The organism is Deltaproteobacteria bacterium (assembly GCA_019310525.1).
Lineage (GTDB): Bacteria > Desulfobacterota > DSM-4660 > Desulfatiglandales > HGW-15 > JAFDEE01.
Genome location: JAFDEE010000009.1, coordinates 64,398 through 88,909, shown reverse-complemented (window position 1 = coordinate 88,909; position 24,512 = coordinate 64,398). Strand labels below are relative to the sequence as shown.

Here is a 24,512-nt window from a genome sequence, read left to right as displayed (position 1 = left end):
ATTCAGGGCCGAAATACGCCCGCTCCGGAGAAAATGTCAGCCCCTGCTTTCCGCTGCCTCCGGGGAATCTGAATCCTCGAAATACTCCAATGTATGGTGCCTCTGCCGCTTGGCATCCCTCACGGGGTGGTTGAAATTTTCGTCTTCCTTGACCTTGAACAAAATTTGGCCTTTTTCAAATATCCCGCTGGGTGGGCATCAGGTGCTAACGGCCTGTTTTTTTAAGTGAAAAATTTTTGAAGGAGCAGCTGAATAATATTATTCAATTTTAACTTATCCTGTATAATATTATTCATAATCGGCTCTGTCAACTGAAATCGAGTCGGGTCCGGTCAAGTAGTATTTTGGGGGAAATTCATTTGCCTTCGCCAGGATACCCTGTAGCTTCCTGCAGGGAGAAACGGCGAGGCGACCACGCCGAAGCGCTTTTGCGCGAAGGGGGGACGACCCCGTCGCATTTCCGCTCAAAATACCCCGCAGCTTGCAGCGGGGAGCTTCATCAATGCGAGTCGCCGAGCGTCTCTCCCACTTTTGTCGTCGAAACTTATTCAATAGTATCAATAACATCGCCTTTTTCTTGCCTGAAAGAACGATAAACGGCTTGCTAATGCGGGAGAGATGGTCTACTCTGGACAAAGGGCCTGATTTGGTCGAAAAGTCCAAACTCCAGGATCATTTATGGCAAACGATAACGAACAAAGAGAAATAATCATTTCAGCGGCAGCCCGACTCTTTTCCCGTTTCGGTCTCGAGAAGACCACCATGGAAGATATCGCCAGGGCCGCAGGGAAGGGAAAGAGCACACTTTATTATTATTTCAGGAGTAAGGAGGAGGTTTTTGCCGAGGTCATCCGAAAGGAAATCGATGGCCTGAAGGATACCATCGGGAAAGCCGTCGAAAAGGAGGACGACCCTTACGACAAATTCAGGAAGTTCGTCCTTGTCCGTCTCGGGTACCTCAGCGAAAAGGCTGATCAGTACACCACAATAGCGGAGGAATACCTCAAGCACTATGAGTTCATTTCCAGTCTGACATCCGATTATTCGAGCTGGGAGATCAACACCATCAGGGGGATCGTGGAATACGGCCGCGGTAAGGGCTCGTTCATGGTCGCGGATTCCGGGACGGTTTCGCGCGCCATCTTTTTCGCCTTAAAAGGCCTGGAATATCCATGGGCCATCGATCCGGCGCGCAAGGAGATGGAGAAGAGCGTCGATGTTCTGGTGGAAATACTTCTCAAGGGGATCAGCAAGCAGTAGTAACGGACGGCGGCAAGGGAGACCAGTTGACTATTCAATCGAACAAAAAACGATAAAGATTCACAATTCAACCCGAAGGAGATTCACATGAACATTCTTCTCGTTTATCCCAGGTACCCTGATACTTTTTGGAGCTTCAGGTACGCCCTGAAATTCATCTCCAAAAAGGCGGTACACCCCCCCTTGGGACTGCTGACCATTGCGGCCATGCTTCCGGAGAAGTGGGAAAAGAAACTGATCGATATGAATGTGGAGGCCCTTGGTGACCAGGACCTTGAATGGGCCGATTACGTGTTCATCAGTGCTATGGCAGTCCAGAAGGCATCCGTCCTGGAGATCATCAGGCGATGCAATAAGATCGGCGTCAAGATCGTGGCCGGCGGTCCGCTCTTCACGGCTGCCCATGAGGATTTCAAGGGCATCGACCATTTTGTCCTAAACGAAGCGGAGATCACGCTTCCCAGATTTTTGGCTGATCTGGAGAAGGGGGTCGCCGGCCCCGTATACCGTACCGGGGAATTTCCGGATCTCAAGGAGAGCCCGGTCCCCAGGTGGGACCTTGTTCGGATGAAAAAGTATGCCTCCATGAACATTCAATATTCAAGGGGTTGCCCGTTCAATTGCGATTTTTGCGATATAACCGTGCTTTATGGTCGGAAGGTCAGGACAAAAAGCGCAGAGCAAATTTTGAGGGAACTGGAAATCCTTTATCAGACCGGGTGGCGGGGTAATGTCTTTATCGTCGATGACAACTTTATCGGAAACAAGGTCAAACTAAAAAAAGAGGTTTTGCCGGCCATCATTCAATGGATGAAAAAAAGGAGGTACCCTTTTACCTTTTCTACGGAGGCCTCCATAGATCTTGCGGATGACGACACCTTGATGCGCATGATGGTACGTGCCGGCTTTGATGCTGTCTTTGTCGGCATTGAAACACCGGATGAGGAGAGCCTCTCGGAGTGTAATAAATTCCAAAACAAGGATCGTGATCTGGTGGCCTGCGTAAAAAGGATCCAGGCATTCGGCTTACAGGTGCAAGGGGGCTTTATCGTGGGATTCGACAATGACTCCCCATCCATCTTTCAGAGACAGATCGATTTCATTCAAAAAAGCGGCATCATCACGGCCATGGTCGGTCTCCTGAACGCCCCGCGGGGATCACGGCTCTACGAGCGCATCGTGAAACAGGGAAGACTGCTTGAGGACATTACAGGGGACAACACAGACTTGACAACGAACATCCTCCCGAAGATGGGCTACGAAAGCCTCCTGAACGGTTACAAGAAGATCATAAGCGGGATCTATTCACCCAGACCTTACTATGAGCGGGTAAAGCGGTTCTTGGCCGAGTACAGACCTTTGGAAAGGAAGCCTTACCGCTTGCATTACGGCCACATTCGGTTCCATTCCAGCTATCCGTGGGCCTTGTTCAGATCCATATGGATGCTCGGGATCAAAGACAGGGGAAGGGTCCAGTACTGGAAATTGTTTTTCTGGTCTCTTTTCAGGCGGCCGAGGCTTTTTCCCCTGGCCATAACCTATGCGATCTACGGGTTTCATTTCAGAAAGGTATTCAAAACCTGCCTGGAGACATAAAAGGCCACACCGGCTATTCCGTGGCTTCTCACTGGCTTTGAGGCTATTCTTCCCCCCCTACGGGAAAAAAGTCACATGGACGGCATGGTTTTTGTTGATCAGGGCGGACGATGTCCGGATCCAGGGGCTGACTCCGCTGATCCTGAAAAATACAAGTGGAAGGCCCTTCTCACGGTGGCTATGGGCAACATCATGGCCACCATGGACATGAGCATCACCAATATCGCCTTTCCGACCTTCACCCGGATATTTCACGCCGATATCACCACGGTCATGTGGGTCACGGTGGCCTTCATCCTGGTCAACACCAGCACCATGCTGGTTATCGGGAAGATCAGCGACACGGTGGGTCGCAAGCGGATCTACACCCTGGGGATGGCCATATTCACCATGGGCCTCCTGGCATGCTCCCTTTCCCGGGGGATCGGGCAGCTCGTCTTCTTCCGGATCCTCCAGGCGACGGGCGCGGCCATGACCATCTCCACCAGTATGGCCATTGTCACCGAGGCCTTTCCGCCCAACGAGGTGGGAAAGGGCATCGGATTCCTGGGAATGGCCGTATCCGTGGGGTTCATCCTGGGCCCCATCATCGGGGGGTTCAGCCTGGACTGGCTGGGCTGGCGCTCCATCTTCTATCTGAGGATTCCGGTGGGGTTTCTTTCCTTTCTTATGGCCCTGTTTCTCCTGAAACCAGACAGGATGAAGGCCGGCGGCCTGAAACTTGACCTGGCGGGGACCCTGACCTCCTCGGCGGGGATTTGCCTTTTCGTCTTCGGGGTAACGCAGGTTCGGGACCACGGATTGAGTTCCCCCTGGGTCCACTTTCTGATGGGCCTGGGTCTGGTATTCATAGTGCTGTTTCTTCTCGTGGAGAGGCAGGCCCGAAATCCCGTTCTGGATCTGACCCTGTTCAGGAATCGGATTTTCTCCAGGGCCGTGTGGGCCCTTTTTTTCACCTTCGTGGCCGCACCGGCCTATCTCCTGCTGATGCCTTTCTACCTGATCCAGGGCCGCGGCCTGGTTCCTTCCCGGGCGGGAATGATGATGGCGGTGGTCTCCCTGACCACCATGGTGGTGGGTCCCATCAGCGGTTCCCTTTCGGACCGCTTCGGTCCCTTCAGGTTTTCCGCTGCAGGGGCCTCCCTGATCCTGGCGGCCTATGGCCTGCTGCTTTTCGCCGACGTCGGGACACCCCTTGCCGCCCTTATTCCCACCCTGATCCTCCTTGGCATGGGAATCGGCAGTTTCCAGCCCTCGGTACGGCCTCAGCCCTCACGGCCACCCAGAGGCAGGTGGGTTTCTCCGTCGGCATGGCCTTTACCGGCACCCTCTTTTCGGCCAGGCGGTCCCTGTATGAATCCTTCCTTCTTCAGGGCGGGGCTTCGGAGTCTTCAGCCGCCGCCCAGTCCATCCCCCCGGCCTTTCACGACGTGCTCCTTTTCGGAATCGGACTCCAGGTCGTGGTCCTGGTGCTCTGCCTGGTGAGAAGAAGTGGGACAGGGCTTCCCCCCGGGGGACGCCTTTGACGGGAAAACAGGGAACGGGCTGTGATGGCCATAATAGGACTCGACACAAGGGTGCCCCTTACGGGTTACTCGGCCAGCCCCTTTTGTCTACGGTAGGACTTTTCCAGTTTTACGAGCCCTTCACCGATGGTGCGGATGTGTCTCCTTACCGCCTCGGCGGCGGCATCGGAGTCGCCCCGGGATATGGCCCGGACGATATCCACGTGCTCTTCGTGCTTGAAGATCACGGTCCTGTCGGGTTTCACGACCAGCACGATTTCCCGGGTCAGGTCCAGGAGGGCCCTGGATATGGCCTGGTAAAGGCGATTTCCGCACATCTCGGCCAGGAGGTGGTCCACCTCGAAGCGGCGGGTGACCCGCTTGGCATGGGAGGCTTCGAATTCCAGTTCCCTTTCAAGGGCCCGGGTCAGGCGCCGAACGGCTTGTTCGTCGACTTTCAGGGCGGCCAGCCGGGCTATTTCCGGTTCGATGTGGAGGCGGGTTTCGATGACCTCGGCCACGGAGAGCTTGTTGGCCAGAAAGAGATCCAACAGGGCGTTGCTTAGGTGCTCGAAGGAGAGATCCGTGACATAGGCCCCGCCGGTGGGCCCCTGGAGGATCTTGACGAAACCCGTAAGTTCCAGTTCCCGGATGGCCTCCCGGATGACCACACGGCTGACCTGGAACTGTTCGGTCAGTTCCCGTTCCGGTGGCATCTTTTCCCCCGGCTTGTATTCACCCGAAAGAATAGCGCTCTTGAGCTGGGTCACCACCTCTTCCGATATTCGGGACTGCTTGTTGACGGGACTGAATGGTTTCAACGGCGATTCCTCAAAATTTCAATATCCTGCCGGCGTTTTTCGTGGAAGCCGGGGGAACGCCCCCGGCTCCTCTCTCCTCCCTTTCGGTTGTTTTCCCTCAGCTTCTTATCACCTCATCTGCTTGGCGGTCAACCTGGCTCATTTGATCCATATGCGGAAAAAAATGTTGACGGCATATATGTTATATGTATAATGTTAGACCAATCTCCGTCAAGCTTTTTTCCCGGGGTCAGGAGGTCACACTTCTTCAGGTGGCAGGCACCGGGGATGGCGCCGGAGAAGGAGGCTCCCGGGAGTCGTCCGGGGGCCGGATGGGATGCAAACTTTCATTCAGGAGGTGGATTGCAATGCTGAAAAAAGCCTTACCCTTTTGTCTGGTTGTGCTGGCTTGCGCCTGTTTTTTGTTCGGCGGAACGGCCCATGCCAAGTGGCCCAAGAAACCCGTTCAAATCGTGATTCCCTGGCCCCCGGCCAATGACCCCTCCACCATGGTGACCACCGCCATGGCCCCATTGATGGCCAAGGAACTGGGCGTACCCGTCAAGGTAATCAACCATCCGGGGGGGAGCGGTGTTTTGGGCGCCAACAAGGTCGCCAAGGCCCGCCCGGACGGGTACACCGTGGGGCTGATTTCCATCGGCCCGATGATCACCCAGGTCCTTCGGGGGAAGACCCCTTACAAGAACCAGGACTTCAAGCCCTTGGGCCTTATCTGGTCTTCTCCCTTTACCCTGGCCTGCCGGGCTGATGCCCCTTACAAGAACCTTAAAGAACTGGCCGAGTATGGCAAGACCCATGACGTGAGGCTTGCCCACTGGGGCCTTGGCGCAGTGCCGACCCTGATCGCCCTGAATGCGGCCAAGATCGGCGGCTTCAAGTTCAAGGAGACGGCTTACAAGAAGCTGAATCCCCTCCTGGTGGTCTCCGGAGACGCCGATGTCATCACCTTCTCCACCCCCGGGCTCCGGGACTACGTGGACAGCGGAAAGATGCGCCTTCTGGCCTGTATGCTTCCCAACCGGCTTCCCTACTATCCCGATGTGCCCACGGTGAAGGAACAGGGCTTTGGTGAAGCCTATTCCATCTGGTTTGGTCTCTTCGTTCCGGCCAAGACCCCGGATGATCGGGCAAAGCGATTGGGCGAGGTCTTTTTCAAGGTCATGGCCCTGCCCGAGATCCAGAAGATCATCCAGAAGGTGGGGGTCATTCCCCATCCCATCGGTCCCGAGCAGGCCCGAAAGCAGATGGACAGCGAACTGGCCAATTTCGGCGCCATCATGAAGGAGCTTGGAATCATCAAGTAGACCGGGAGTCCCGGGATGGGCACTCTACGCCTATCCCGGGGCGCGAGGTCCGGCAACCGGCGGTGAATCCTCCCCGGGGCGTCTCCCCCCCCAGGGTCTTTTCCCCGCTGTCCGTGAAAGGGGGTGCTTGCTATCGCTGGACGAACCGATCCCAAGAGCCGAGTCCATGACCTATTCACCGTCGTCCTGGGGATCTCGGCAGCAGGGGTGCTCATCAGCAGTCCCTGGCAGGTGGACACATCCGGTCCATATCCCTTTTACAAGGGGGCCCTCATCTTTCCTCTCCTGGTACTTGGGTTGATGGTCGTGGCCTCCATTCCGGCTGCAGTTCGCCTCATCAAGCCGCCTGAGGGAGCGGGCTGGCACCTTGACGGCGGGGGAGCGCCCGTTAAGCCCCTGGCCGTCCTGGTCCTGGTAGTGGCTTTCCTGGTGGGGATCCCACTGGTGGGCCTGGAGGTCTCTTCTTTCCTCTTCCTGGGGGTGACTCTCTTCTATCTCGGTCACCGTTCCCCCAAGGTATTCCTCGGCATACCCTTGGTGCTTACGGCCATCCTGTACCTCGTCTTCAAGTACCTGCTGGATGTCTACTTTCCCCCGCCCCTGCTTTTCGAGTTCCTGGGAGGCTAGGTCATGCTGGAATACCTGCACCAGGCCCTCCTGGCCACCCTGACCTTCGCCAACATGATCGCCCTGCTTTTCGGCACCCTGGTGGGCATCGTGGTGGGGATTTTGCCCGGCCTGGGCCCTATGGTCGGTATGGTGGTCCTTCTGCCTTTCACCTTCGCCCTTGAACCCGGAGTGGCCCTTTCCCTGCTGCTGGGGGTTTTCTGCGGGGGGTACTTCGGGGGTGCGGTTCCGGCCATCCTCATGAGGACGCCGGGGGTCCCCTCCTCCCTGATCACGAGCTTCGACGGATTTCCCCTGACCCAGAAAGGCGAGGCCCAGACGGCCCTCTCCGCTGCCCTGGTGGGTTCCTTCAGCGGGGGGATCATCAGTGTGTTCATCCTCATGTTCCTTGCTCCCATGCTGGCCCATGTGGCCGCCAGTTTCGGCCCACCGGAGTACTTCGCCGCTGGGCTGTTCGGAGTGACCCTGGTGGTGATGGCCTACCGCGACCGCCTGGCCCAGGGGCTGGTTCTCCTGGGCCTGGGCCTCTGGATTTCCACCGTGGGCATCGACGGTCCCACCCTGGTCCCACGATTCTGCTTCGGTACCCTGGCCATGCAGAACGGGCTGCACCTGGTCCCCGTCTGCCTGGGCCTTTTCGGAATAGGGCAGACCCTCGGCGGACTCTGGATTTCAGCAAGATCCTTGGGGCCCTCCGGTACTGGAAGAGCCTGATCATGTCCGGGGTGATCGGCACCTTTGTCGGGCTCCTTCCCGGTACCGGCTCCATCCTGGCCTCCTTTCTCTCCTACGAGACGGTGAAGCGGAGTTCCAAACACCCCGAGGCCTTCGGAACGGGCACACCGGAGGGCTGCCTGGCCTCCGAGGCCGGTAACAACGCAGTGCCGGCAGGGGCCATGATCCCTCTCCTCACCCTGGGCATCCCGGGGGACGCCCTGAGCGCCGTGCTCCTTGGGGTCTTCACCATCAACGGCATCTACCCCGGTCCCCTGCTCCTTGTAAAGGAACCGGTCCTCATCAATACCCTGTACCTCAGCATGTTCCTCATCAACGTGGCGGCCTTCCTTATGCTCGCCCTGTGGCTGAAACCCTTTGCCATGATCGTCCGGGTGTCCAACACGCTCCTGGCCGCCGTCATCATGGTTCTTTCCCTGGTTGGGATATACGCGGTCAATACCCGCCTTTTCGACGCCGGGGTGGCCGTCGCCATGGGGGTGCTGGGGTATATCTTGCTCCGGCTGGAGTGGCCCGTCGTGAACCTGGTCATGGGCGTGGTGCTCGGGGAGATTCTTGAGGAGCGGCTCAGGGAGTCCCTGAGCATCTCCGAGGGAAATCCCCTGATCTTTCTCGATCGGCCCATTTCCTTAGGCCTTTTCATCGCAACGGTGCTCATCGTAATCGTGCCCCTGATCCTGGACCGGCGGAAGCGGCTCAGGGCGGATGCAGCCGGATAGTATTGGAACACACCGGAGGTAACCTATGAACGAAACGGATTCCGTGTATACGGATTTTCTCATCGTCGGCGGAGGTCCCGCCGGGTGCATGGCGGCCATAAGGGCCAAGGAGTTGGACCCCACACTGGACGTCACCATCCTCGAGAAGGCCGAGATTTCCCGGTCGGGGGCCGCCGGAAGGGGCATGGACGCCCTCAACAACGTCGTGGTCCCGGGTGTCGGCACGGTGGAGGAATATCTGGAGGCCGTGGAGATCGTGACCGACGGCGTCTTCGACCCCACCATCTCCCGGGTGATCGCGGAGCGTTCCTTCGGCATCCTGAAACGCCTGGAAGGGTGGGGAGTGGAGTTTCCGCGGGGAAAGGATGGTAATTACATCGTCAACCAGTTCCATCCCAAGGGCCGTTTCCTGGTGGAGATGCGGGGAGAACTGAAAAAGATCATCGCCCGGGAGACCCGCAAGGCGGGGGCCACCGTGATGAACCGCCATCCCGTGGTAGACCTCATCAAGGACGGGGAGCGGATCGGCGGGGCCGTTGCGCTGGACCTCGAGACCGGCAGACTGCGGGCCTTCGTGGCTCCTGCTGTGTTGCTATGCACCGGAGGGGCGGCCCGGATTGGCCTTTCCAATACCGGATATCTCCACGGCACCTTCGACTGTCCCTGGTGTAACGGTGAGTCATGGAAAATGGGTTACGAGGCAGGGGCCAGCCTTACGGGCTTCGAGTACACGGCCCGCTCCTCCATGACCCGGGATTTCAACGGTGCGGGTCAGTCGACCTTCATCCGCCACGGGGCATGGCTCGTCAACGGTCTCGGGGAGCGCTTCATGAAGCGGTACGACCCGGAGCGGATGGAGCATGCCCCTGCCGGAATCCGCGGGCGGGCCATCATTGAGGAAGAAAAGGCGGGTCGCGGTCCCGTGGCCTTTGCCTTTTCCCATCTCCCTCCCGAGACGGTGGACCTCATCGAGAGTGCGGTATTCGATGTGGAACGTCCCACCATGAGGGACTACTTCCGGAACAAGGGAATCGACCTGCGGAAGGACCCGGTGGAGGTGGTCATGACGGAGGTCTATCTCTGCGGGGGCCACGGACTGGCCGGGCTCGTGGGGGATGCCTGGGGAGAGACCCGGGTCCCGGGGCTTTTCGCGGCCGGGGACTCACTGGCCAATCCTTACGGTTTCCTGGCAGGAGCCATGTGCATGGGCGAGGCGGTCGCCGAGCGGGTGGCCGAGAGAAAGGCCATGCGGCCTGAAGACCCGGACACGAGAGAACGGCTGGAACGGCTGGAGGCCCTTATTGAGCGCCACAAGACCGGGGCCCTCCAGGTGCCCCTGCGGGACTTCGAGTACAAGTTCAGGCGCCTGGTGAACGAGTACGTGGCGCCCCCGAAGTCGGCCCGGAAGCTTCAGCGCTTCCTGGACGAGACCGAGGCCATGGTGCGGGACCAGGACGACATCCCCGCCCGGGATCCCCACCAGTTCATGAAGGTCTTCGAGGCCAAGGCCGGCCTATTTTGCGCGCGGATGGCGGCGCGGGCCTCCCTGTTTCGCACGGAGAGCCGCTTCGGGCTGTACCATGAACGGGTGGATTACCCGGAAAAGGACGACGAGAACTGGAAGACCCGAATCATCATCACGGCGGGACCCAACGGTCCGGTGCTCGAAAAGGAGAATGCATGAACCTCTCGTTTGACAGGGAATGTTGTATCGGTTGCGGGGCATGCGTGGAACACTGCCCTGGCCACGTGCTGGCAATGAACGAGGAAGGGCGGCCTTACGAGAGGTATCCCGACGACTGTTGGTATTGCGGCGTGTGCCAGGTGGAATGCCCCGAGGATTGTATCCGGGTGATTTTTCCCTACCTGATCAGGTAAGCTTAAAAAAACAGTCAGGAAGGACTTGAAGGCCCGGAGGCACCCGTCACGGGGGATGGACGCAATGGATTGCCTGTTATTGTCCCATTCGGGGAAAGAAAGGAACCTGCGCCTTTAGACGAAGACTTCAGTTCGATCGTTTTTTGAGTAGGGTTCAAGGATTCAAGGGGTCCAGGGTTCGAGTGAGAAGTCGGGATTTAATGAAAAAATGATTTTCACTTGACCCCTTGGCCCCTAAAGCTATCGGCTTCAGCCGAAAGTGGTTTATTTTTGTTTTCGTCCGGCAACTTGAGGGGACCGGTCCGGTTCGGCCGGGTCCACGTGCACGATGACCTGCCCGACCCCTTCCACGTCCTCGATGAGACAACGTTCCACGGCCTTGGCGACCCGGTGCCCTTCCTTCACGGATAGGTCGCCGTCCACCTCGATGTGCAGTTCCATGAGGTAGTGACCGCCGGCCGTCCGGACCCGCAGATCGTGAATGTCCCTGACGCCCTCCACACCAAGGGCGCAGGAGCGGATGAGGTCGAGGACCTCCGGACGGGGCGCGCTGTCCAGCATTTCCCATAGAGCACCCCGAAGGACATCCAGGGCCACCTTGAGGATGAAGAGGGATACGACGAGGGTGGCGTAAGCATCCAGTATATGCCAGGAAGGGTGGATCCAGGCCCCGGCAACACCGAAAAGGACGGCCACGGATGACATGGCATCGGAACGGTGGTGCCAGGCATTGGCCGCGACGGCACGGCTTCGGGTCTCCTTGCCCACCCTGGCGGTGACGCGATAGAGGATCTCCTTGGCGGCGATGGAAAGGGCGGCGCCCGCCAGGGCGAGACCGGTGGGATAGTATACCTCGTGGCGGTAGATGTTCAGGCCTGCCCTGATCCCGATATAGCAGCCCGTTGCCGCCAGGGCGAGGCCCACGATGGCTGAGGCCAGGGTCTCCAAACGGCCGTGACCGAAGTGATGGGTCTCATCCGGACCCTTCTGACCTGCCCTGACACCGAACAGGACTACGGCGTCGGTGAAGAGATCGGAGAGGGAGTGGACGGCGTCGGCAAGTAAGGCCTGGCTGTGACCCAGGATGCCTGTCAGGAATTTCATCGCGATGAGGAGAAGATTCACCACGGCCCCTGCAAGGGTGACGGCCTGGGCGGAACCGGTATTGGTGTAAGCTTTTATCATGGTGTCGGCGGCTTGCCTTTTTTCTCCGGAGCGATATTGAAGCGGGACAAGGGTCCCGGGGATTACAGGGGGACGGGGTGCCGGTTGATTTCCTCTTCCACGGCTTCGGGGTCCGGGGCGTTGAAGCGGACGATGCCTTTCAGATGGAACAGGCTGTCCGGGTCGATGTGGGTGAATCTTACGGCCGTGCCGGTGGAATCGGATCGAAGGATTCGGCCCTCCACCCTCACGGCAGTCTCCTGGTTCGTCCCGGTCAAAAAGATCTTGACCCGGCAACGGGTGCCTGGTTCGAGTTTTTCTTTGAGGGGGAGGAGGCATCCCCCCACACTGAGATTCTTGATGGTGTCCGTGCCGTACACCTTTCCGTCGGCTGCAAGCTCGGCCTTGACCCTGAAAGGAATACGGGTGAAACGTCGTTTTTCCTCTTTCATCTCTTAACTCCCGCGTTACCGGATGCCCCGGGCGGCATGATCAAAGCCCGGGGGAGAAAATGCGGGTCTCATTATTTTGCCTTGACCCCTCCTACCTTCCGGTAGATGCTGGGCTTCACGTACTTGTACATGTGCCGGATGCTGTTCAGGCTCTCGGCTCCCCCTATAATGAAATAACCGTTCCATTTCAGGAGACGGTAAAGCCTGTTGATCACCTTCTCCTTCACCAGGTTGTCGAAATAAATCAACACGTTCCTGCAAAAGATGACGTCGAATTCCCGGGCCGGGAGGGGATCCAACACCAGGTTGAACCGCCCAAAGGTGACCATCCGGCGCACCTCTTCTTTCACCCGAATGTAGTCTTCCCATTTTCCCTGCCCTTTTTGAAAATATTTACGGAGGACATGTTGGGGCACCATCCGGGCCCTTTCCATGGGGTAGACCGCCCGCTTGGCGATCCCCAGAACGTTGGTGGAGATATCCGTAGCGAGGATGGAGGGCCTGAATCCCTTCTCCAGGCAGTAGATCGCCACGGAATAGGGCTCTTCGCCGCTGGAGCAAGCCGCGCACCAGATGTTCAGGTGGGAGGGTTCGAGGATCTCAAAGTGCTGGCTTTCCCTGAAGAAAAAGGTGTGGTTGGTGGAAACGGCGTCAAGGAAATGGATCAATTCCTTTTGGTCAGTTTCCAGCACCTTGAGATATTCCTTGACGGTCTTGATGCCCGTCTTGCGGAGCCGCTTTGAGAGCCGGGCCTGGAGCAGTTGTCGTTTGCCTTCGTGCAGGTTGATGCCGCACTCGTGATAGACCAGTTCACTGAGTTTCCTGAATTGTTTTTCCGTTAGGTTCATCTCTGTTGAATCGAAGAAGAGCATGGTTAAGATAGGTATCCTGGATTTCGGATCCCGGGTGCACCATAAAATGATTATCCCCACAGAAAGGCTACTCTGGATAATCGGCAAAAACAAGGGAATAGTTTAGAAGATTGGGAGGTCCTTCAGGCCCTCCCAGGAACTCCTTGAGCCCGGGCGCGTTTTCGGTTAGAAAGGTATGGATTCTTCAACAAGGATTCAACCTGGAGCGACATGACGGCCTATTTCATCAGACGTTTTCTGCTGATCGTCCCGACGTTTCTCGGCATCACCATCATGGTCTTCGTGATCACCCGGTTCGTCCCGGGAGGCCCCATCGAGCGCATGATCGCCGAGGCCAGACAGATGAAAACGGCCGAGGGGGGCAGGATGGCGGCGGGGGCCCTATCCCGGGAGCAGACCCAGCCCCTCTCAGAAGAGCAGATCGAGGAACTGAAACGTTATTACGGGTTCGACAAACCCGTCCTGGTAAGCTACGTCCTGTGGCTGGGCAAGGTCCTCACCGGCGACTTAGGCACTTCCACCCGTTACTACGATCCCGTCTGGAGCATGATCAAGGAAAGGATCCCCATTTCCCTCTACTTCGGGATCCTCACCCTCCTGCTCACTTACGGGGTCTGCATACCCCTGGGGATCGCCAAGGCGATTCGGCACAAGAGTGGTTTCGATAACGTCACCTCGGTGGTCGTCTTTGCGGGTTACGCGATCCCGGGGTGGGTTGTGGGGGTGCTCTTGCTCGTGATCTTCGCCTCCCACTGGGAGATCTTTCCCCTTGGGGGGCTGGTGAGCGACGATTTCGAGGACTTCACCCTGGCGGGAAAGATGGCGGACCTTGCCTGGCACACGGCCCTGCCCCTGCTGGCCTACGTCCTGGGATCCTTTACGGTCATGACCTTTCTCATGAAAAACACGCTCATGGATCACCTCTCGAGCGACTATATACGGACGGCCATCGCAAAGGGCCTCTCCTTTCGAAAGGCCGTGTTCCGGCATGCCCTCCGGAACAGCCTGATCCCCATCGCCACGAGTTTCGGGAACAATGTCTCCATCATCCTCTCGGGATCCTTTCTGATCGAGAAGGTCTTCAACATCAACGGCATGGGTCTTCTGGGATACGAGTCTGTGGTGGAGAGGGACTACCCGGTGGTCATGGGCATTCTCGTGATTTCGTCTCTCCTGTTCCTGATAGGGAACATCCTGTCCGATATCTGTGTGGCTGTCGTGGACCCGAGGGTGAAGTTCGAGTGAACCTTTGAAGTTTCCGGCTTCTTCGAGTAGTGGATATGCCCCTGAATCCCTTGACAATAAAAAAACTCAAACGGTTCAAGTCCATCAAACGGGGCTACTATTCCTTTATACTCTTCCTCTTGATGATCCTCTTTTCCCTGGTTGCGGAGCTTTTCGTGAACAACCGGGCCCTGCTGGTCTACTACGAAGGCAGGCTCTATTTTCCCATCTATGGCCGGATGATCCCGGGCACGACCTTCGGGTTGGATTACGACTACGAGACTAACTATCGTTTATTGAAAAAACGCTTCCAGGCCGAAGGCAAGGGCAATTGGGTCCTGATGCCCCTGGTGCCTTATAACGCCTATGAGACGGATCTCAAGGAAGGCGCATATCCGCCCTTTCCCCCTTCTTTAAAGGATAAACATTACCTGGGAACCGACAACGCGGGCCGTGACGTCTTGGCCCGGCTGGTCTACGGGTTCCGGATCGCTATCGCCTTTTCACTTCTTCTGCTTATTTTCAACTTCACGATCGGAATCGGCATCGGAAGCGCCATGGGATACTGGGGCGGCAGGTTTGACCTCTTCTTTCAGCGGGTCATCGAAGTCTGGTCGAACATCCCCTTCCTCTATGTGGTCATCATCATCTCCTCCATCCTTGTTCCCAGTTTTTTCATGCTGGTCATGATTATGGCCTTTTTCGGCTGGATTTCCATCACCTGGACCATGCGGACCGTGACTTACAAGGAGAGGGCCAGGGACTACGTCCTCGCGGCCCGGGCCCTGGGGGCCTCCAATCTCCGGATCGTGTTCAAACACATCGTCCCCAACACCGTGGCCGTGATCGTCACTTACGCCCCCTTCGCGGTCTCAAACGGTATCGTGGCCCTTACCTCCCTGGATTACCTGGGGTTCGGGCTGCCCCCGCCCACCCCGAGTTGGGGGGAATTGCTCCAGCAGGGTTGGAGCAATCTGGAGGCCTGGTGGATCGTGGGCTCAGTAGTGGTGGCAATGATGATCACCCTGATTGCGGTCACCTTCGTGGGAGAGGCCGTGCGGGAAGCCTTTGATCCAAGGCTGCATACGACCTACGAGTAGGGCTTCGTCATTTCATGGGGTCGGGGATGGAGGAACGCCCGAGCCCCCAGGCACGTAAAAGGAGCAAAAGGAATGAATAGGAGACATACTCTGGTATCTGCAATCGCCGCTGTTATTATCATCTGCGCCGTGTTTATTGTGTCCGGGTGCGGAAAAGAGAGCGGCAAAGACTCGGAAGCAGTGAAGGAATCCCCCGGCGCCGGGGACAGTTCCATCTTCAAAGCCCCGATTTCCCCGACTCCACCGCCCCCGGACCTTAAATGGCTCACCAACGACACGGACCCGGTGTTTTCCTCTCCTGAGGCCCGCAAGGGGGGAACCCTCCACCTGGCTATCGCGAGTTTCCCCCTGACCTTCCGGGTGGTGGGGCCGGATTCGAACAGCAGTTTCAGGAGTGCCATCCTGGGAAACCAGTTGTCACTCATTGGTATCCATCCAAATACGGAAAATATCATCCCGGAAATCGCAACCCACTGGGCCTATGGAAAAGACGGGAAGACCATGTACTTCAAGCTCAACCCCAAGGCCCGGTGGTCGGACGGCGTGCCGGTCACGGCCCATGACTTCGCCTATACCTTGGAATTCATGCGCTCCAAACACATCGTGGCCCCCTGGTACAACGACTACTACACCCAGGAGATCGACAGGGTGATCGTGTACGACGATTACACCCTGGCCGTGGTCGGCACCAAGGCCCAGCCCGACCTTCACCTGAGACTCGGGATTTCCCCCACCCCCCGCCATTTTTACGGAAAACTGTCCGGGGATTTCGTCCGCCGATATAACTGGAAGATCGCACCGAACACCGGACCCTACCAGATCTCCGATTTCCAGAAAGGAAAGTACATCAAGTTCAAGCGGAAGCGGGATTGGTGGGCGAAGGACCTTAAGTATTTCAAGAACCGGTTCAACGTGAACACGGTGATCTTCACCGTAGTGCGGGATTTCAATATGCAATGGGAGTACTTCAAGAAGGGAAAGATCGATACCTTCGGCCTGACCCTTCCCGAATTCTGGCACAACAAGTCCCGGATCCCCATTTTTGAGAAAGGCTATGCTCACAGGATCTGGTTCTTCAACCATACCCAGCAGCCCTCTTACGGCATGTACCTCAACATGGACCGGGAGACCTTCAAGGACAGGCGGGTTCGTTACGCCTTCGCCCATGCTATGAACATCCGAAAGGTGATCCAACAGGTCCTGAGGGGCGATTACTACCGCCTGGAGCAGATGTTCGTGGGGTACGGCCGGTACACGAATCCCAACATCCGGGCGAGGAGGTTCGACCTCGGCAAGGTGGAGCATTACATGAAGGAGGCGGGTTGGCACCGGGGGGGTGACGGGATCTGGGAGAAGAACGGCCTGCGTTTCTCCGTGGAGGTGACCTATAGCCGGGAGGCCCACACTCCGCGGCTCGTGGTCCTGAAGGAGGAGGCCAAGAAGGCGGGGGTTGAATTGCGTCTTCAAAGGCTGGATCCCTCGGCGGCCTACAAGAAGATCCTCGAGAAGAAGCATGACGTGGCCTGGATGGCCTGGAGCACCTCCCTGAGGCCCCAATACTGGGAGCATTTTCACTCCATAAACGCCCACAAGCCCCAGACCAACAACATCACCAACACGGATGACCCCGAGATGGACCGGCTGATTGAGGCCTACCGTAATGCCCTCGACGAGGAGACCCGGATACGGTTGTCCTGGAAGATACAGGAGAAAATCCATGAGATCGGCTGCTATGTGCCGACCTTCATGGTGCCTTACGTGCGGCAGGGATACTGGCGGTGGTGGCGCCTTCCGGCGGTGCCGGGCACCCGGCACACGGATGACCTTTTCGAACCCTTCTCAAGCGCTACGGGAGGGCTTTTCTGGTACGACGAAAGGCTGTACGAGGAAACGACGAAGGCCATGAAGGCCGGAAGGAGCTTTCCCCCTGTGACCATCATTGACGAGACTTACAAGATGAAGGGTATCGAATCACCCTAAGGGACTTGAGCCCCGGCGCCCGGGAGATCAACCGGGAGGAGGCAGGAAGACCTTCGGAAAAGACATGGAGCGGATCGGGAGCGAAAACAAGAAGAAATCCGAGCCCCGGGAATCCCAGGTGACCCTGGAGGTCCGGCATCTCGTGACCTCATTCCAGACGGAGGAAGGGAGGATCAGGGCCGTCGAAGACGTGGGTTTCAGGCTCGATAAGGGTGTGACCCTTGGACTCGTGGGAGAGTCCGGCTGCGGGAAGAGCGTCACGGCCCTTTCCATCATGCGGCTTCTGCCCAAGCCTGCCGGCCGCATCGAGGCAGGGGAGATACTTTTTGACGGAATGGACCTGCTCCGGCTCCCCGCCGAAAAGATGCAGGAGATCAGGGGCAACCGCATCTCCATGATCTTCCAGGAGCCCATGACGGCCCTGAACCCGGTTCACAGGATCGGGGATCAGCTCGCGGAGGTTTACCGCCTCCATTACCAAGACATGGGAAACGGGGAGATCCGGGATCAATCCGCAGCGATGCTCAGGAAGGTAGGTATCCCGGAGCCCGAGCGGCGCATGAGGGAGTATCCCCATCAGATCTCAGGGGGAATGCGGCAGCGGGTCATGATCGCCATGGCCCTGGCCTGCAAGCCCGAAGTCCTGATCGCGGATGAACCGACCACGGCCCTGGACGTCACGATCCAGGCCCAGATCCTGGAACTCATCAAGTCTCTCCAGGAGAAGACGGAAATGGCGGTCCTTTTCATCACCCATGATCTCGGGGTCATAGCAGAGGTGTGCGAAGAGGTGGCGGTTATGTATGCCGGAAAATTGGTGGAAACCGCAGGGGTGAAGGAGTTGTTCCTGGACCCGAAGCACCCCTATACTCGGGGCCTCCTCACCTCCATCCCCCGCCTGGAGTCCCCGAGAAAGGAACCCTTGCCTGTCATCAAGGGCATGGTGCCAGGCCTCAAGGAACTCCCCGAAGGATGCCGTTTCCAGAACCGCTGCCCGGAGGTGATGGAGGTGTGCAGGCATGTTTCACCCCCTCTTCTTGAGGTGGGTGAAGGGCACCTGGTCGGGTGTCATCTCTACTCATCCCGTGAGACTTTAGCGCTTTGAAAGAAGGATGATCGAGGTGCACCCAATGATGCCTTTTCCTGCTTTTCAGGCTGGATCGGCGGTGGAAGGAGGGCGAGGGGGGGCGTCCCGGGTTCCTTGTTCCCAGGGATTAAACGGTGTTTTCAATGTCTGAGAACCTGCTGGAAGTCAAGAATCTTGAGATGCACTTTCCCATCCACGGTGGTATTTTCCACCGCCGGGTGGGCTGGGTCTACGCCGTGGACGGAGTATCCCTTCAGGTCCGGCCTGGGGAAACCCTGGGGCTTGTGGGGGAATCCGGGTGCGGGAAGACGACCCTGGGCCGTGCGATCCTGCGGCTCTACAGGCCCACGGCGGGCGAGGTGTATTTTCAGGGTCGGAATATACTTTCCCTGGGAAAAGGAGAACTCCAACAACTCCGAAGGGACATGCAAATGATTTTCCAGGATCCCTTCGAGTCCCTGAATGCCCGGCACACCATCGGCAACATCCTGGAGGAGCCTTTTATCATCCACAGGATCGGGACCCCCCTTGAGCGTCGCAGGGTGGTGGCTGAGCTCTTGGACCGGGTGGGCCTGAACCCGGATGTAGTCACGCGCTTTCCCCACGAATTCAGCGGCGGGCAACGCCAACGGATCGGCATCGCCCGGGCCATCGCCCTTCGGCCCAAACTGGTGGTATGCGACGAACCGGTCTCGGCCCTGGACGTGTCCATCCAGTCCCAGATCCTGAACCTCCTCCTGGAACTCCAGCAGGAGATGGGGCTCACCTACCTTTTCATCGCCCACAACCTCTCCGTGGTGAAGCACATTTCCGACCGGATCGCCGTCATGTACCTGGGGAAGATAGTGGAATTGACCGATGCGGATTCACTTTACGCCGACCCCCGGCATCCTTACACCAGGGCCTTGATCTCCGCCATTCCCATTCCCGATCCCACCAGGAAAACGAAAAGACAGGTGCTTGAGGGGGACATCCCTTCTCCCAGCCATCCTCCGACCGGATGCCGATTTCATACCCGCTGTCCCATCCGCATCGAGCGGTGTGTCAGGGAGGAACCCCCTCTGCTGCGGGCGCCCGGCACCGAAGAGGGGGACCATCTGGTGGCGTGTCACCGGGCGGGTGAGACGGGCGGGGAAGTGTCGAAAGGGGCCCCGGGCCTTGGGCCCGGAGAGGGCAAGGCGGCATGATCGAGGTGCTCGAATCCGCCCGCAAGGTATGCGAAAGGGCCCGGGAAATCCGCATAAACCGGGCGGTCCTGGAGTCGACGGCAAGGAAGATGGCGGCGGAGAAGGCCGCCCCGCCTCCCTGGGACACCCGCCACCATTTTTTTGACGGCGGCGAAAAGACGGTGGCCTACTTTTTGGTGCTGGACACCCTCAACTTCTGCTTCTGGCCGCTTCCGGAGACCCCCAGGTGGGAGATCGATTTCAAAGGCGGGAAGATTTCCGGTTACCATGCTATGGCAGCAGCGCTCAAAAAGGCGATGGAGGCGGGTATCCCCCTCTATGATGCCCGTTGGCTTGCCGGTGTCACAGAGGGTCAGTTAATGGAGGTCCTCGGCGGCCGGGGGGTCCTCCAGTTGATGGAACGGAGGGCGGTGGCCTTAAACGAACTCGGAAGTGTCCTGATTGAATTCTATGGGGGAGAGGCCCATGAATTGGTCGAGGCGGCCGGGGGATCGGCCCAGGGGCTGGCCCGACTGCTTGCCGATAAGCTCCCTTCTTTCCGGGACGTGGCGGAATACGAAGGGGAACCCGTTTACTTCTACAAGCGGACCCAGATTTTCCCTTCCGATCTCCACGGGGCCTTCGAGGGAAAGGCATGGGGGGCCTTCATGGACATAGACCGGCTCACGGCCTTTGCGGACTACAAGCTGCCCCAGGTCCTGAGGCAACTGGGGATCCTGGAGTATTCTCCCGAGTTGTCCCGCTTGGTGGATCGATGCGGATACCTGGAGGCGGGAAGCGCTGTGGAAGTGGAGATCCGGGCAGGTACCGTATGGGCCGTGGACCTTCTTCGGCGGGAACTCGAAAAGGAGGGACACCCTATGGCGGCAAGGGATATCGACTGGGTCCTCTGGAACATGGGACAACAGGATCGATTCCGGAAACAGCCCTACCACAGGACGGTCACGATTTATTACTGATAGCAGGACGTAGCGGGTGGAAGCATGCTCCCCGCGGAATGGAGGAAGAAGATGGAAGATCAAGACCTGAACTTCGAGATATCGAGGCTGGGCGAATGCAGGATCCCATCTCCCGCCAGGGGAATGAGGTTCGTGGACGAGGCTGAGCGTCTTCTATACCACTCGGATCTCCGAAAGGTCGAGGCCCTTCTGAAGCAGGGAAGCAGGCCGCCGTCCTTCGAGACGGCGGGTCCGAGGGAGAAAATCTATTTTGATCCTTCGAAGCTCAAGTGCGGGATCGTCACCTGCGGGGGGCTTTGCCCGGGACTAAACGACGTCATCCGGGCATTGGTTCTGGCGCTGTATTACCATTACGGCGTTGAGACGATTTTCGGTTTCCGTTACGGGTACGAGGGACTTTCGCCGAAATACGGGCACGTCCCCCTGGAATTGAGCCCGGGAGAGGTGAAGGACATTCACCAAAAGGGAGGTACGATACTGGGATCCTCTCGCGGCCCACAGGACGTAACCGATATGGTCGACACCCTCGAACGCATGAACGTGGGCCTCCTTTTCGCCATCGGGGGGGACGGAACCCTCCGGGGGGCCCAGGCCATCTCCGAGGAAATCGGCCGGCGGGGTCTAAAAATCGGCGTGATAGGCATCCCCAAGACCATCGACAACGACATCTCTTATGTGGAGCAGTCCTTCGGCTTCGAGACGGCGGTAACCAAAGCGGGCCCGGCCATATACTCCGCCCACTCCGAGGCCACGGGGGCCAGGAACGGGATCGGCCTGGTGAAATTGATGGGCCGGGAGTCAGGGTTCATTGCAGCCTATGCAGCTCTGGCCTTCAACGACGTAAATTTCTGCCTGGTACCCGAAATTCCCTTTACGCTGGAGGGATTCCTTGGGGCACTGGAGGAGAGACTGAAACGGCGGGGCCACGCCGTCATCGTAGCGGGTGAGGGAGCAGGGCAGGATCTCATGCCGAGCACGGGGGAGCGGGACGCCTCGGGCAATCCCCGGCTGGGGGATATTGGGCTGTTTCTGAAGGAAAAGATCCTGACCCACTTCAAGAGGACCGGCATGGAGATCACTCTCAAATACATCGATCCAAGTTATACCATCCGGAGCATGCCGGCCAATCCCCATGACTCGGCCTTCTGCCTCCTGCTTGCCCAAAACGCCGTTCATGCCGGGATGGCAGGACGTACCAATATGGTCGTAGGCTACTGGAAGGGAGAGTTCACCCACGTCCCCATCGCGATGGCCGTATCCAGGCGGAGAAGAATCGAGCCCGGTGGCAGGTTGTGGAACAGTGTGCTGTCGTCCACCGGGCAGCCGGCCAGGATGTAAGGTTAAGGAGATTCAGCGGCTTCAGGTGCCCATCTCCCAGGAGGAGAGGTACTTTTCCTGCTCGGGTGTGAGGGTGTCGATCTCAACGCCCATGGACAGAAGCTTGAGCCTGGCGATCTCTTCATCAATGGGGCGGGGTACCGGGTATACTTTCTTTTCCAGGGTACCGTGTTTCCCTTTCATGTACTCCGCGCAGAGGGCCTGGTTCGCGAAACTCATGTCCATGACGCTTGAAGGATGGCCCTCGGCTGCGGCCAGGTTGATGAGCCGTCCCTGACCCAGGACGTAAATCCGGCGGCCGTCACTAAGGGTGAACTCCTCCGTGAATTCCCGGATCTGCCGGCGGGAGACGGAAATCTCCTCCAGCCCAGGAAGATCCAGTTCCACATCGAAGTGGCCGGAATTACAGACAATAGCCCCGTCCTTCATGGTCTGGAAGTGCTCTTTCCTGATTACGTTGATATCCCCGGTAAGTGTGCAAAAGATATCCCCGATGGGGGCGGCCTGGGCAATGGGCATGACCCTGAATCCGTCCATTACGGCCTCAAGGGCCCGCAGGGGATCCACTTCGCACACGATTGTGTGGGCCCCATGACCTTTCGCCTTGGCGGCCACGCCCTTGCCGCACCATCCATATCCGCTCACCACGAAGGTGCTTCCGGCAAGGAGCCGGTTGGTGGCGCGGATGATGCCGTCAATGGTGCTCTGGCCCGTTCCGTAACGGTTATCGAAGAGGTGCTTGGTGTCGGCGTCGTTCACCGCTACGATGGGGAACTGGAGGACTCCATCCTTCTCCATGCTTCTCAGCCGGATCACACCGGTGGTGGTCTCTTCCGTGCCCCCCACCACGGCGGAGAGCAGTTCTTTCCTTTCATCATCCGAAAGGCCCCTGGCCCACTCGCTGATCCCGTGGTCCATTTCGTCCCACTTGCCCAGGGCGATGAAATGAAGGCAGCTTACCAAGTCGGCCCCGTCGTCCATGGTAAGGTGGGGGCGGTGCTTGAGGGCTGAAAGGATGTGGTCGTAGTAAGTGGCGTTGTCTTCTCCCTTGATGGCGAACACGGGGATCCCGCTGTCGGCTACCAGGGAGGCGGCCACGTCGTCCTGGGTAGAGAGGGGGTTGGAGGCGCAAAGGACCACGTCCGCGCCGCCGGCATTAAGGGTCTTGACCAGGGCGGCTGTTTCCGTGGTCACGTGAAGGCAGGCGGAGAGCCGGATTCCTTCCAGGGGCTTTTCGGCCTGGAAACGTTCACGGATTTTCCGGAGGACGGGCATGCTTTTCTCCGCCCACTCGATCCTCAAGCGGCCTTTCTCTGCCAGGCCGATGTCCTTGATATGATATTCCATTCATTCGTTCCTTTCTTCTCTTTTTACGATTGACGCCCGGGCACTATTTAACGGCCCCCTTGATTTCGTCCACAGCATCCGTCTTTTCCCAGGTGAATTCCGGGAGTTCCCGTCCGAAGTGCCCGTAGTTGGTCGTTTTTCGATAGATCGGGCGCTGAAGATCCAGGCGCTCGATAATGGCCCTTGGCCTTAGATCGAAGGTTTTTTTCACGATTTCGGTAAGTTCTCTGCTCGGGATCTCGCTGGTCCCGTAATCCCGCACGAGCACGGATACAGGCTGTGCCCTGCCGATAGTATAGGCCACCTGGATTTCACACTTGGAGGCGAGCCCGGCGGCCACGATGTTCTTGGCTATGTAACGGCACATGTAAGAGGAACTGCGGTCCACCTTGCTGGGATCCTTGCCTGAGAAGGCTCCGCCGCCGTGATAGCCGAATCCTCCGTAAGTGTCCATGATGATTTTCCGTCCCGTAAGTCCGCAGTCCCCCATGGGGCCTCCCACCACGAAACGGCCCGTGGTGTTGATGAAGAACTGGGTGTCCCGGTCCAGCATCTCTGAGGGGATAACCTTTTTTACCACTTCTTCGATGATGGCCTCCCGCAGGGTGTCATAGTCCACGTCGGGTTCGTGCTGGGCGGCGATCACCACCGAATGGACCCTGATGGGTTTTTTCTGGGCGTATTCGACCGTGACCTGGGATTTCCCGTCCGGTCGGAGCCAGGGAAGTTTCTCGGACTTTCGGACATGGGCGAGCCGCCGGGTAAGCCCATGGGCGAGGTAGATGGGCATGGGCATGAGGGTCGGGGTATCGGTGCAGGCGTAACCGAACATGAGTCCCTGGTCGCCGGCTCCTTGCTCCTTGAAGAGACCGGCCCCCTCGTTCACGCCTACAGCGATATCAGGGGACTGCTTGTCGATGGTGGTGAGCACGGCACAGGTCTCCCAGTCAAAACCCATGGAAGAGTTATGATAACCGATGTCCCGGATGGTTTCCCTGACGATTTCAGGGATGTCCACGTAGGCGGAGGTGGTGATCTCCCCGGCCACAATGGCCATTCCTGTGGTGACCAGGGTTTCGCAGGCTACCCTGGCCTGGGGGTCTTGCTTCAGCATTTCGTCCAGGACATGATCGGAGATCTGGTCCGCCACCTTGTCGGGATGACCTTCGGTGACGCTCTCGGATGTAAACAAAAAGTTGGATGCTGACATGGTTGTCCCTTTCTCCTTTCTATTTCTGAATCGACCCGTGTGACACCTCTGAAAAACGTCCCCTTTTGCCCAATCTCTGCGTCAGACTCAAAGTTTAATCCTCGAAATACTTTAAGTATTCCTGCGGTTAAAATTTTCGTCTTCCTT

Annotated in this window: 20 protein-coding genes and 1 pseudogene; 15 read left to right on the top strand and 6 right to left on the bottom strand. The window is 58.0% G+C overall.

Features of this window, described 5'->3' with window-relative positions; translation table 11 throughout:
* Window positions 1–678: 678 nt before the first annotated feature.
* From JRF57_02430 to JRF57_02420, 3 genes are all read left to right on the top strand, one after another.
* The gene (locus JRF57_02430; protein MBW2302549.1) at window positions 679–1,260 is read left to right on the top strand and encodes a TetR/AcrR family transcriptional regulator; all 582 of its coding nucleotides are present in this window, start codon (window positions 679–681) and stop codon (window positions 1,258–1,260) included.
* Between the two features lie 87 nt (window positions 1,261–1,347).
* Window positions 1,348–2,856 (top strand): B12-binding domain-containing radical SAM protein, encoded by a 1,509-nt coding sequence (locus JRF57_02425; protein ID MBW2302548.1) that lies wholly within the window; start codon window positions 1,348–1,350, stop codon window positions 2,854–2,856.
* Between the two features lie 75 nt (window positions 2,857–2,931).
* Window positions 2,932–4,341 carry an MFS transporter gene (locus JRF57_02420; protein MBW2302547.1) on the top strand — a complete coding sequence of 470 codons (1,410 nt, stop codon included), beginning with the start codon at window positions 2,932–2,934 and terminating at the stop codon, window positions 4,339–4,341.
* A 106-nt stretch (window positions 4,342–4,447) separates the two neighbouring features.
* On the opposite strand, the gene JRF57_02415 is transcribed toward JRF57_02420, so the two are convergent.
* Window positions 4,448–5,182, bottom strand: a complete 735-nt coding sequence (locus JRF57_02415; protein MBW2302546.1) for a FadR family transcriptional regulator — start codon at window positions 5,180–5,182, stop codon at window positions 4,448–4,450.
* 347 nt (window positions 5,183–5,529) lie between these two features.
* Between JRF57_02415 and JRF57_02410 the strand changes: the two genes are divergently transcribed.
* From JRF57_02410 to JRF57_02390, 5 genes and pseudogenes are all read left to right on the top strand, one after another.
* Window positions 5,530–6,486 carry a tripartite tricarboxylate transporter substrate binding protein gene (locus JRF57_02410; protein MBW2302545.1) on the top strand — a complete coding sequence of 319 codons (957 nt, stop codon included), beginning with the start codon at window positions 5,530–5,532 and terminating at the stop codon, window positions 6,484–6,486.
* A 123-nt stretch (window positions 6,487–6,609) separates the two neighbouring features.
* Entirely contained in the window at window positions 6,610–7,113 is a 504-nt protein-coding gene (locus JRF57_02405; protein ID MBW2302544.1) for a tripartite tricarboxylate transporter TctB family protein, read from the top strand.
* Window positions 7,114–7,116: 3 nt separating this feature from the next.
* Window positions 7,117–8,567 (top strand): annotated as a pseudogene (locus tag JRF57_02400) (tripartite tricarboxylate transporter permease).
* A 25-nt stretch (window positions 8,568–8,592) separates the two neighbouring features.
* Window positions 8,593–10,251 carry an FAD-binding protein gene (locus JRF57_02395; GenBank protein MBW2302543.1) on the top strand — a complete coding sequence of 553 codons (1,659 nt, stop codon included), beginning with the start codon at window positions 8,593–8,595 and terminating at the stop codon, window positions 10,249–10,251.
* Window positions 10,248–10,445, top strand: a complete 198-nt coding sequence (locus tag JRF57_02390) for a ferredoxin family protein (protein ID MBW2302542.1) — start codon at window positions 10,248–10,250, stop codon at window positions 10,443–10,445. The genes JRF57_02395 and JRF57_02390 overlap by 4 nt, the downstream gene beginning before the upstream one ends.
* 264 nt (window positions 10,446–10,709) lie before the next feature.
* Here the strand turns inward: JRF57_02390 and JRF57_02385 are convergent, their stop codons facing one another.
* The 3 genes from JRF57_02385 to JRF57_02375 form a co-directional block, all read right to left on the bottom strand.
* Window positions 10,710–11,630: a cation transporter gene (locus JRF57_02385; protein ID MBW2302541.1), complete on the bottom strand. Its 921-nt coding sequence runs from the start codon at window positions 11,628–11,630 to the stop codon at window positions 10,710–10,712.
* 62 nt (window positions 11,631–11,692) lie between these two features.
* Window positions 11,693–12,061, bottom strand: a complete 369-nt coding sequence (locus tag JRF57_02380; GenBank protein MBW2302540.1) for a PilZ domain-containing protein — start codon at window positions 12,059–12,061, stop codon at window positions 11,693–11,695.
* A gap of 71 nt (window positions 12,062–12,132) precedes the next feature.
* A complete protein-coding gene (locus JRF57_02375) occupies window positions 12,133–12,933 on the bottom strand; it encodes a protein-glutamate O-methyltransferase CheR (GenBank protein ID MBW2302539.1) in 801 nt (266 codons plus the stop codon).
* Between the two features lie 210 nt (window positions 12,934–13,143).
* Between JRF57_02375 and JRF57_02370 the strand changes: the two genes are divergently transcribed.
* From JRF57_02370 to JRF57_02340, 7 genes are all read left to right on the top strand, one after another.
* Window positions 13,144–14,178: an ABC transporter permease subunit gene (locus JRF57_02370; GenBank protein MBW2302538.1), complete on the top strand. Its 1,035-nt coding sequence runs from the start codon at window positions 13,144–13,146 to the stop codon at window positions 14,176–14,178.
* A 35-nt stretch (window positions 14,179–14,213) separates the two neighbouring features.
* Window positions 14,214–15,257, top strand: coding sequence for an ABC transporter permease subunit (locus JRF57_02365; protein MBW2302537.1), 1,044 nt, complete (start codon window positions 14,214–14,216; stop codon window positions 15,255–15,257).
* Between the two features lie 72 nt (window positions 15,258–15,329).
* Window positions 15,330–17,237, top strand: coding sequence for an ABC transporter substrate-binding protein (locus JRF57_02360; protein MBW2302536.1), 1,908 nt, complete (start codon window positions 15,330–15,332; stop codon window positions 17,235–17,237).
* 64 nt (window positions 17,238–17,301) lie between these two features.
* Window positions 17,302–18,342 (top strand): ABC transporter ATP-binding protein, encoded by a 1,041-nt coding sequence (locus JRF57_02355; protein MBW2302535.1) that lies wholly within the window; start codon window positions 17,302–17,304, stop codon window positions 18,340–18,342.
* Window positions 18,343–18,467: 125 nt separating this feature from the next.
* A complete protein-coding gene (locus tag JRF57_02350; GenBank protein MBW2302534.1) occupies window positions 18,468–19,511 on the top strand; it encodes an ATP-binding cassette domain-containing protein in 1,044 nt (347 codons plus the stop codon).
* A complete protein-coding gene (locus tag JRF57_02345) occupies window positions 19,508–20,470 on the top strand; it encodes a queuosine salvage family protein (GenBank protein ID MBW2302533.1) in 963 nt (320 codons plus the stop codon). Before JRF57_02350 ends, JRF57_02345 begins: the two co-directional genes overlap by 4 nt.
* Window positions 20,471–20,521: 51 nt before the next feature.
* Complete coding sequence (locus tag JRF57_02340; GenBank protein MBW2302532.1) at window positions 20,522–21,808, top strand: ATP-dependent 6-phosphofructokinase; 1,287 nt, start codon at window positions 20,522–20,524, stop codon at window positions 21,806–21,808.
* 21 nt (window positions 21,809–21,829) lie between these two features.
* Here the strand turns inward: JRF57_02340 and ahcY are convergent, their stop codons facing one another.
* A complete protein-coding gene (ahcY, locus tag JRF57_02335) occupies window positions 21,830–23,155 on the bottom strand; it encodes an adenosylhomocysteinase (GenBank protein MBW2302531.1) in 1,326 nt (441 codons plus the stop codon).
* 43 nt (window positions 23,156–23,198) lie between these two features.
* Window positions 23,199–24,365, bottom strand: coding sequence for a methionine adenosyltransferase (locus JRF57_02330; GenBank protein ID MBW2302530.1), 1,167 nt, complete (start codon window positions 24,363–24,365; stop codon window positions 23,199–23,201).
* Window positions 24,366–24,512: the final 147 nt, after the last annotated feature.

Coding starts and splice junctions, on each gene's coding strand:
- JRF57_02375 (MBW2302539.1), bottom strand. CDS start 12,933: ATGCTCTTCTTCGATTCAACAGAGATGAACCTAACGGAAAAACAATTC.
- JRF57_02380 (MBW2302540.1), bottom strand. CDS start 12,061: ATGAAAGAGGAAAAACGACGTTTCACCCGTATTCCTTTCAGGGTCAAG.
- JRF57_02425 (MBW2302548.1), top strand. CDS start 1,348: ATGAACATTCTTCTCGTTTATCCCAGGTACCCTGATACTTTTTGGAGC.
- JRF57_02420 (MBW2302547.1), top strand. CDS start 2,932: ATGGACGGCATGGTTTTTGTTGATCAGGGCGGACGATGTCCGGATCCA.
- JRF57_02355 (MBW2302535.1), top strand. CDS start 17,302: ATGGAGCGGATCGGGAGCGAAAACAAGAAGAAATCCGAGCCCCGGGAA.
- JRF57_02350 (MBW2302534.1), top strand. CDS start 18,468: ATGTCTGAGAACCTGCTGGAAGTCAAGAATCTTGAGATGCACTTTCCC.
- ahcY (MBW2302531.1), bottom strand. CDS start 23,155: ATGGAATATCATATCAAGGACATCGGCCTGGCAGAGAAAGGCCGCTTG.
- JRF57_02410 (MBW2302545.1), top strand. CDS start 5,530: ATGCTGAAAAAAGCCTTACCCTTTTGTCTGGTTGTGCTGGCTTGCGCC.
- JRF57_02340 (MBW2302532.1), top strand. CDS start 20,522: ATGGAAGATCAAGACCTGAACTTCGAGATATCGAGGCTGGGCGAATGC.
- JRF57_02395 (MBW2302543.1), top strand. CDS start 8,593: ATGAACGAAACGGATTCCGTGTATACGGATTTTCTCATCGTCGGCGGA.
- JRF57_02430 (MBW2302549.1), top strand. CDS start 679: ATGGCAAACGATAACGAACAAAGAGAAATAATCATTTCAGCGGCAGCC.
- JRF57_02365 (MBW2302537.1), top strand. CDS start 14,214: ATGCCCCTGAATCCCTTGACAATAAAAAAACTCAAACGGTTCAAGTCC.
- JRF57_02390 (MBW2302542.1), top strand. CDS start 10,248: ATGAACCTCTCGTTTGACAGGGAATGTTGTATCGGTTGCGGGGCATGC.
- JRF57_02370 (MBW2302538.1), top strand. CDS start 13,144: ATGACGGCCTATTTCATCAGACGTTTTCTGCTGATCGTCCCGACGTTT.
- JRF57_02345 (MBW2302533.1), top strand. CDS start 19,508: ATGATCGAGGTGCTCGAATCCGCCCGCAAGGTATGCGAAAGGGCCCGG.
- JRF57_02360 (MBW2302536.1), top strand. CDS start 15,330: ATGAATAGGAGACATACTCTGGTATCTGCAATCGCCGCTGTTATTATC.
- JRF57_02330 (MBW2302530.1), bottom strand. CDS start 24,365: ATGTCAGCATCCAACTTTTTGTTTACATCCGAGAGCGTCACCGAAGGT.
- JRF57_02385 (MBW2302541.1), bottom strand. CDS start 11,630: ATGATAAAAGCTTACACCAATACCGGTTCCGCCCAGGCCGTCACCCTT.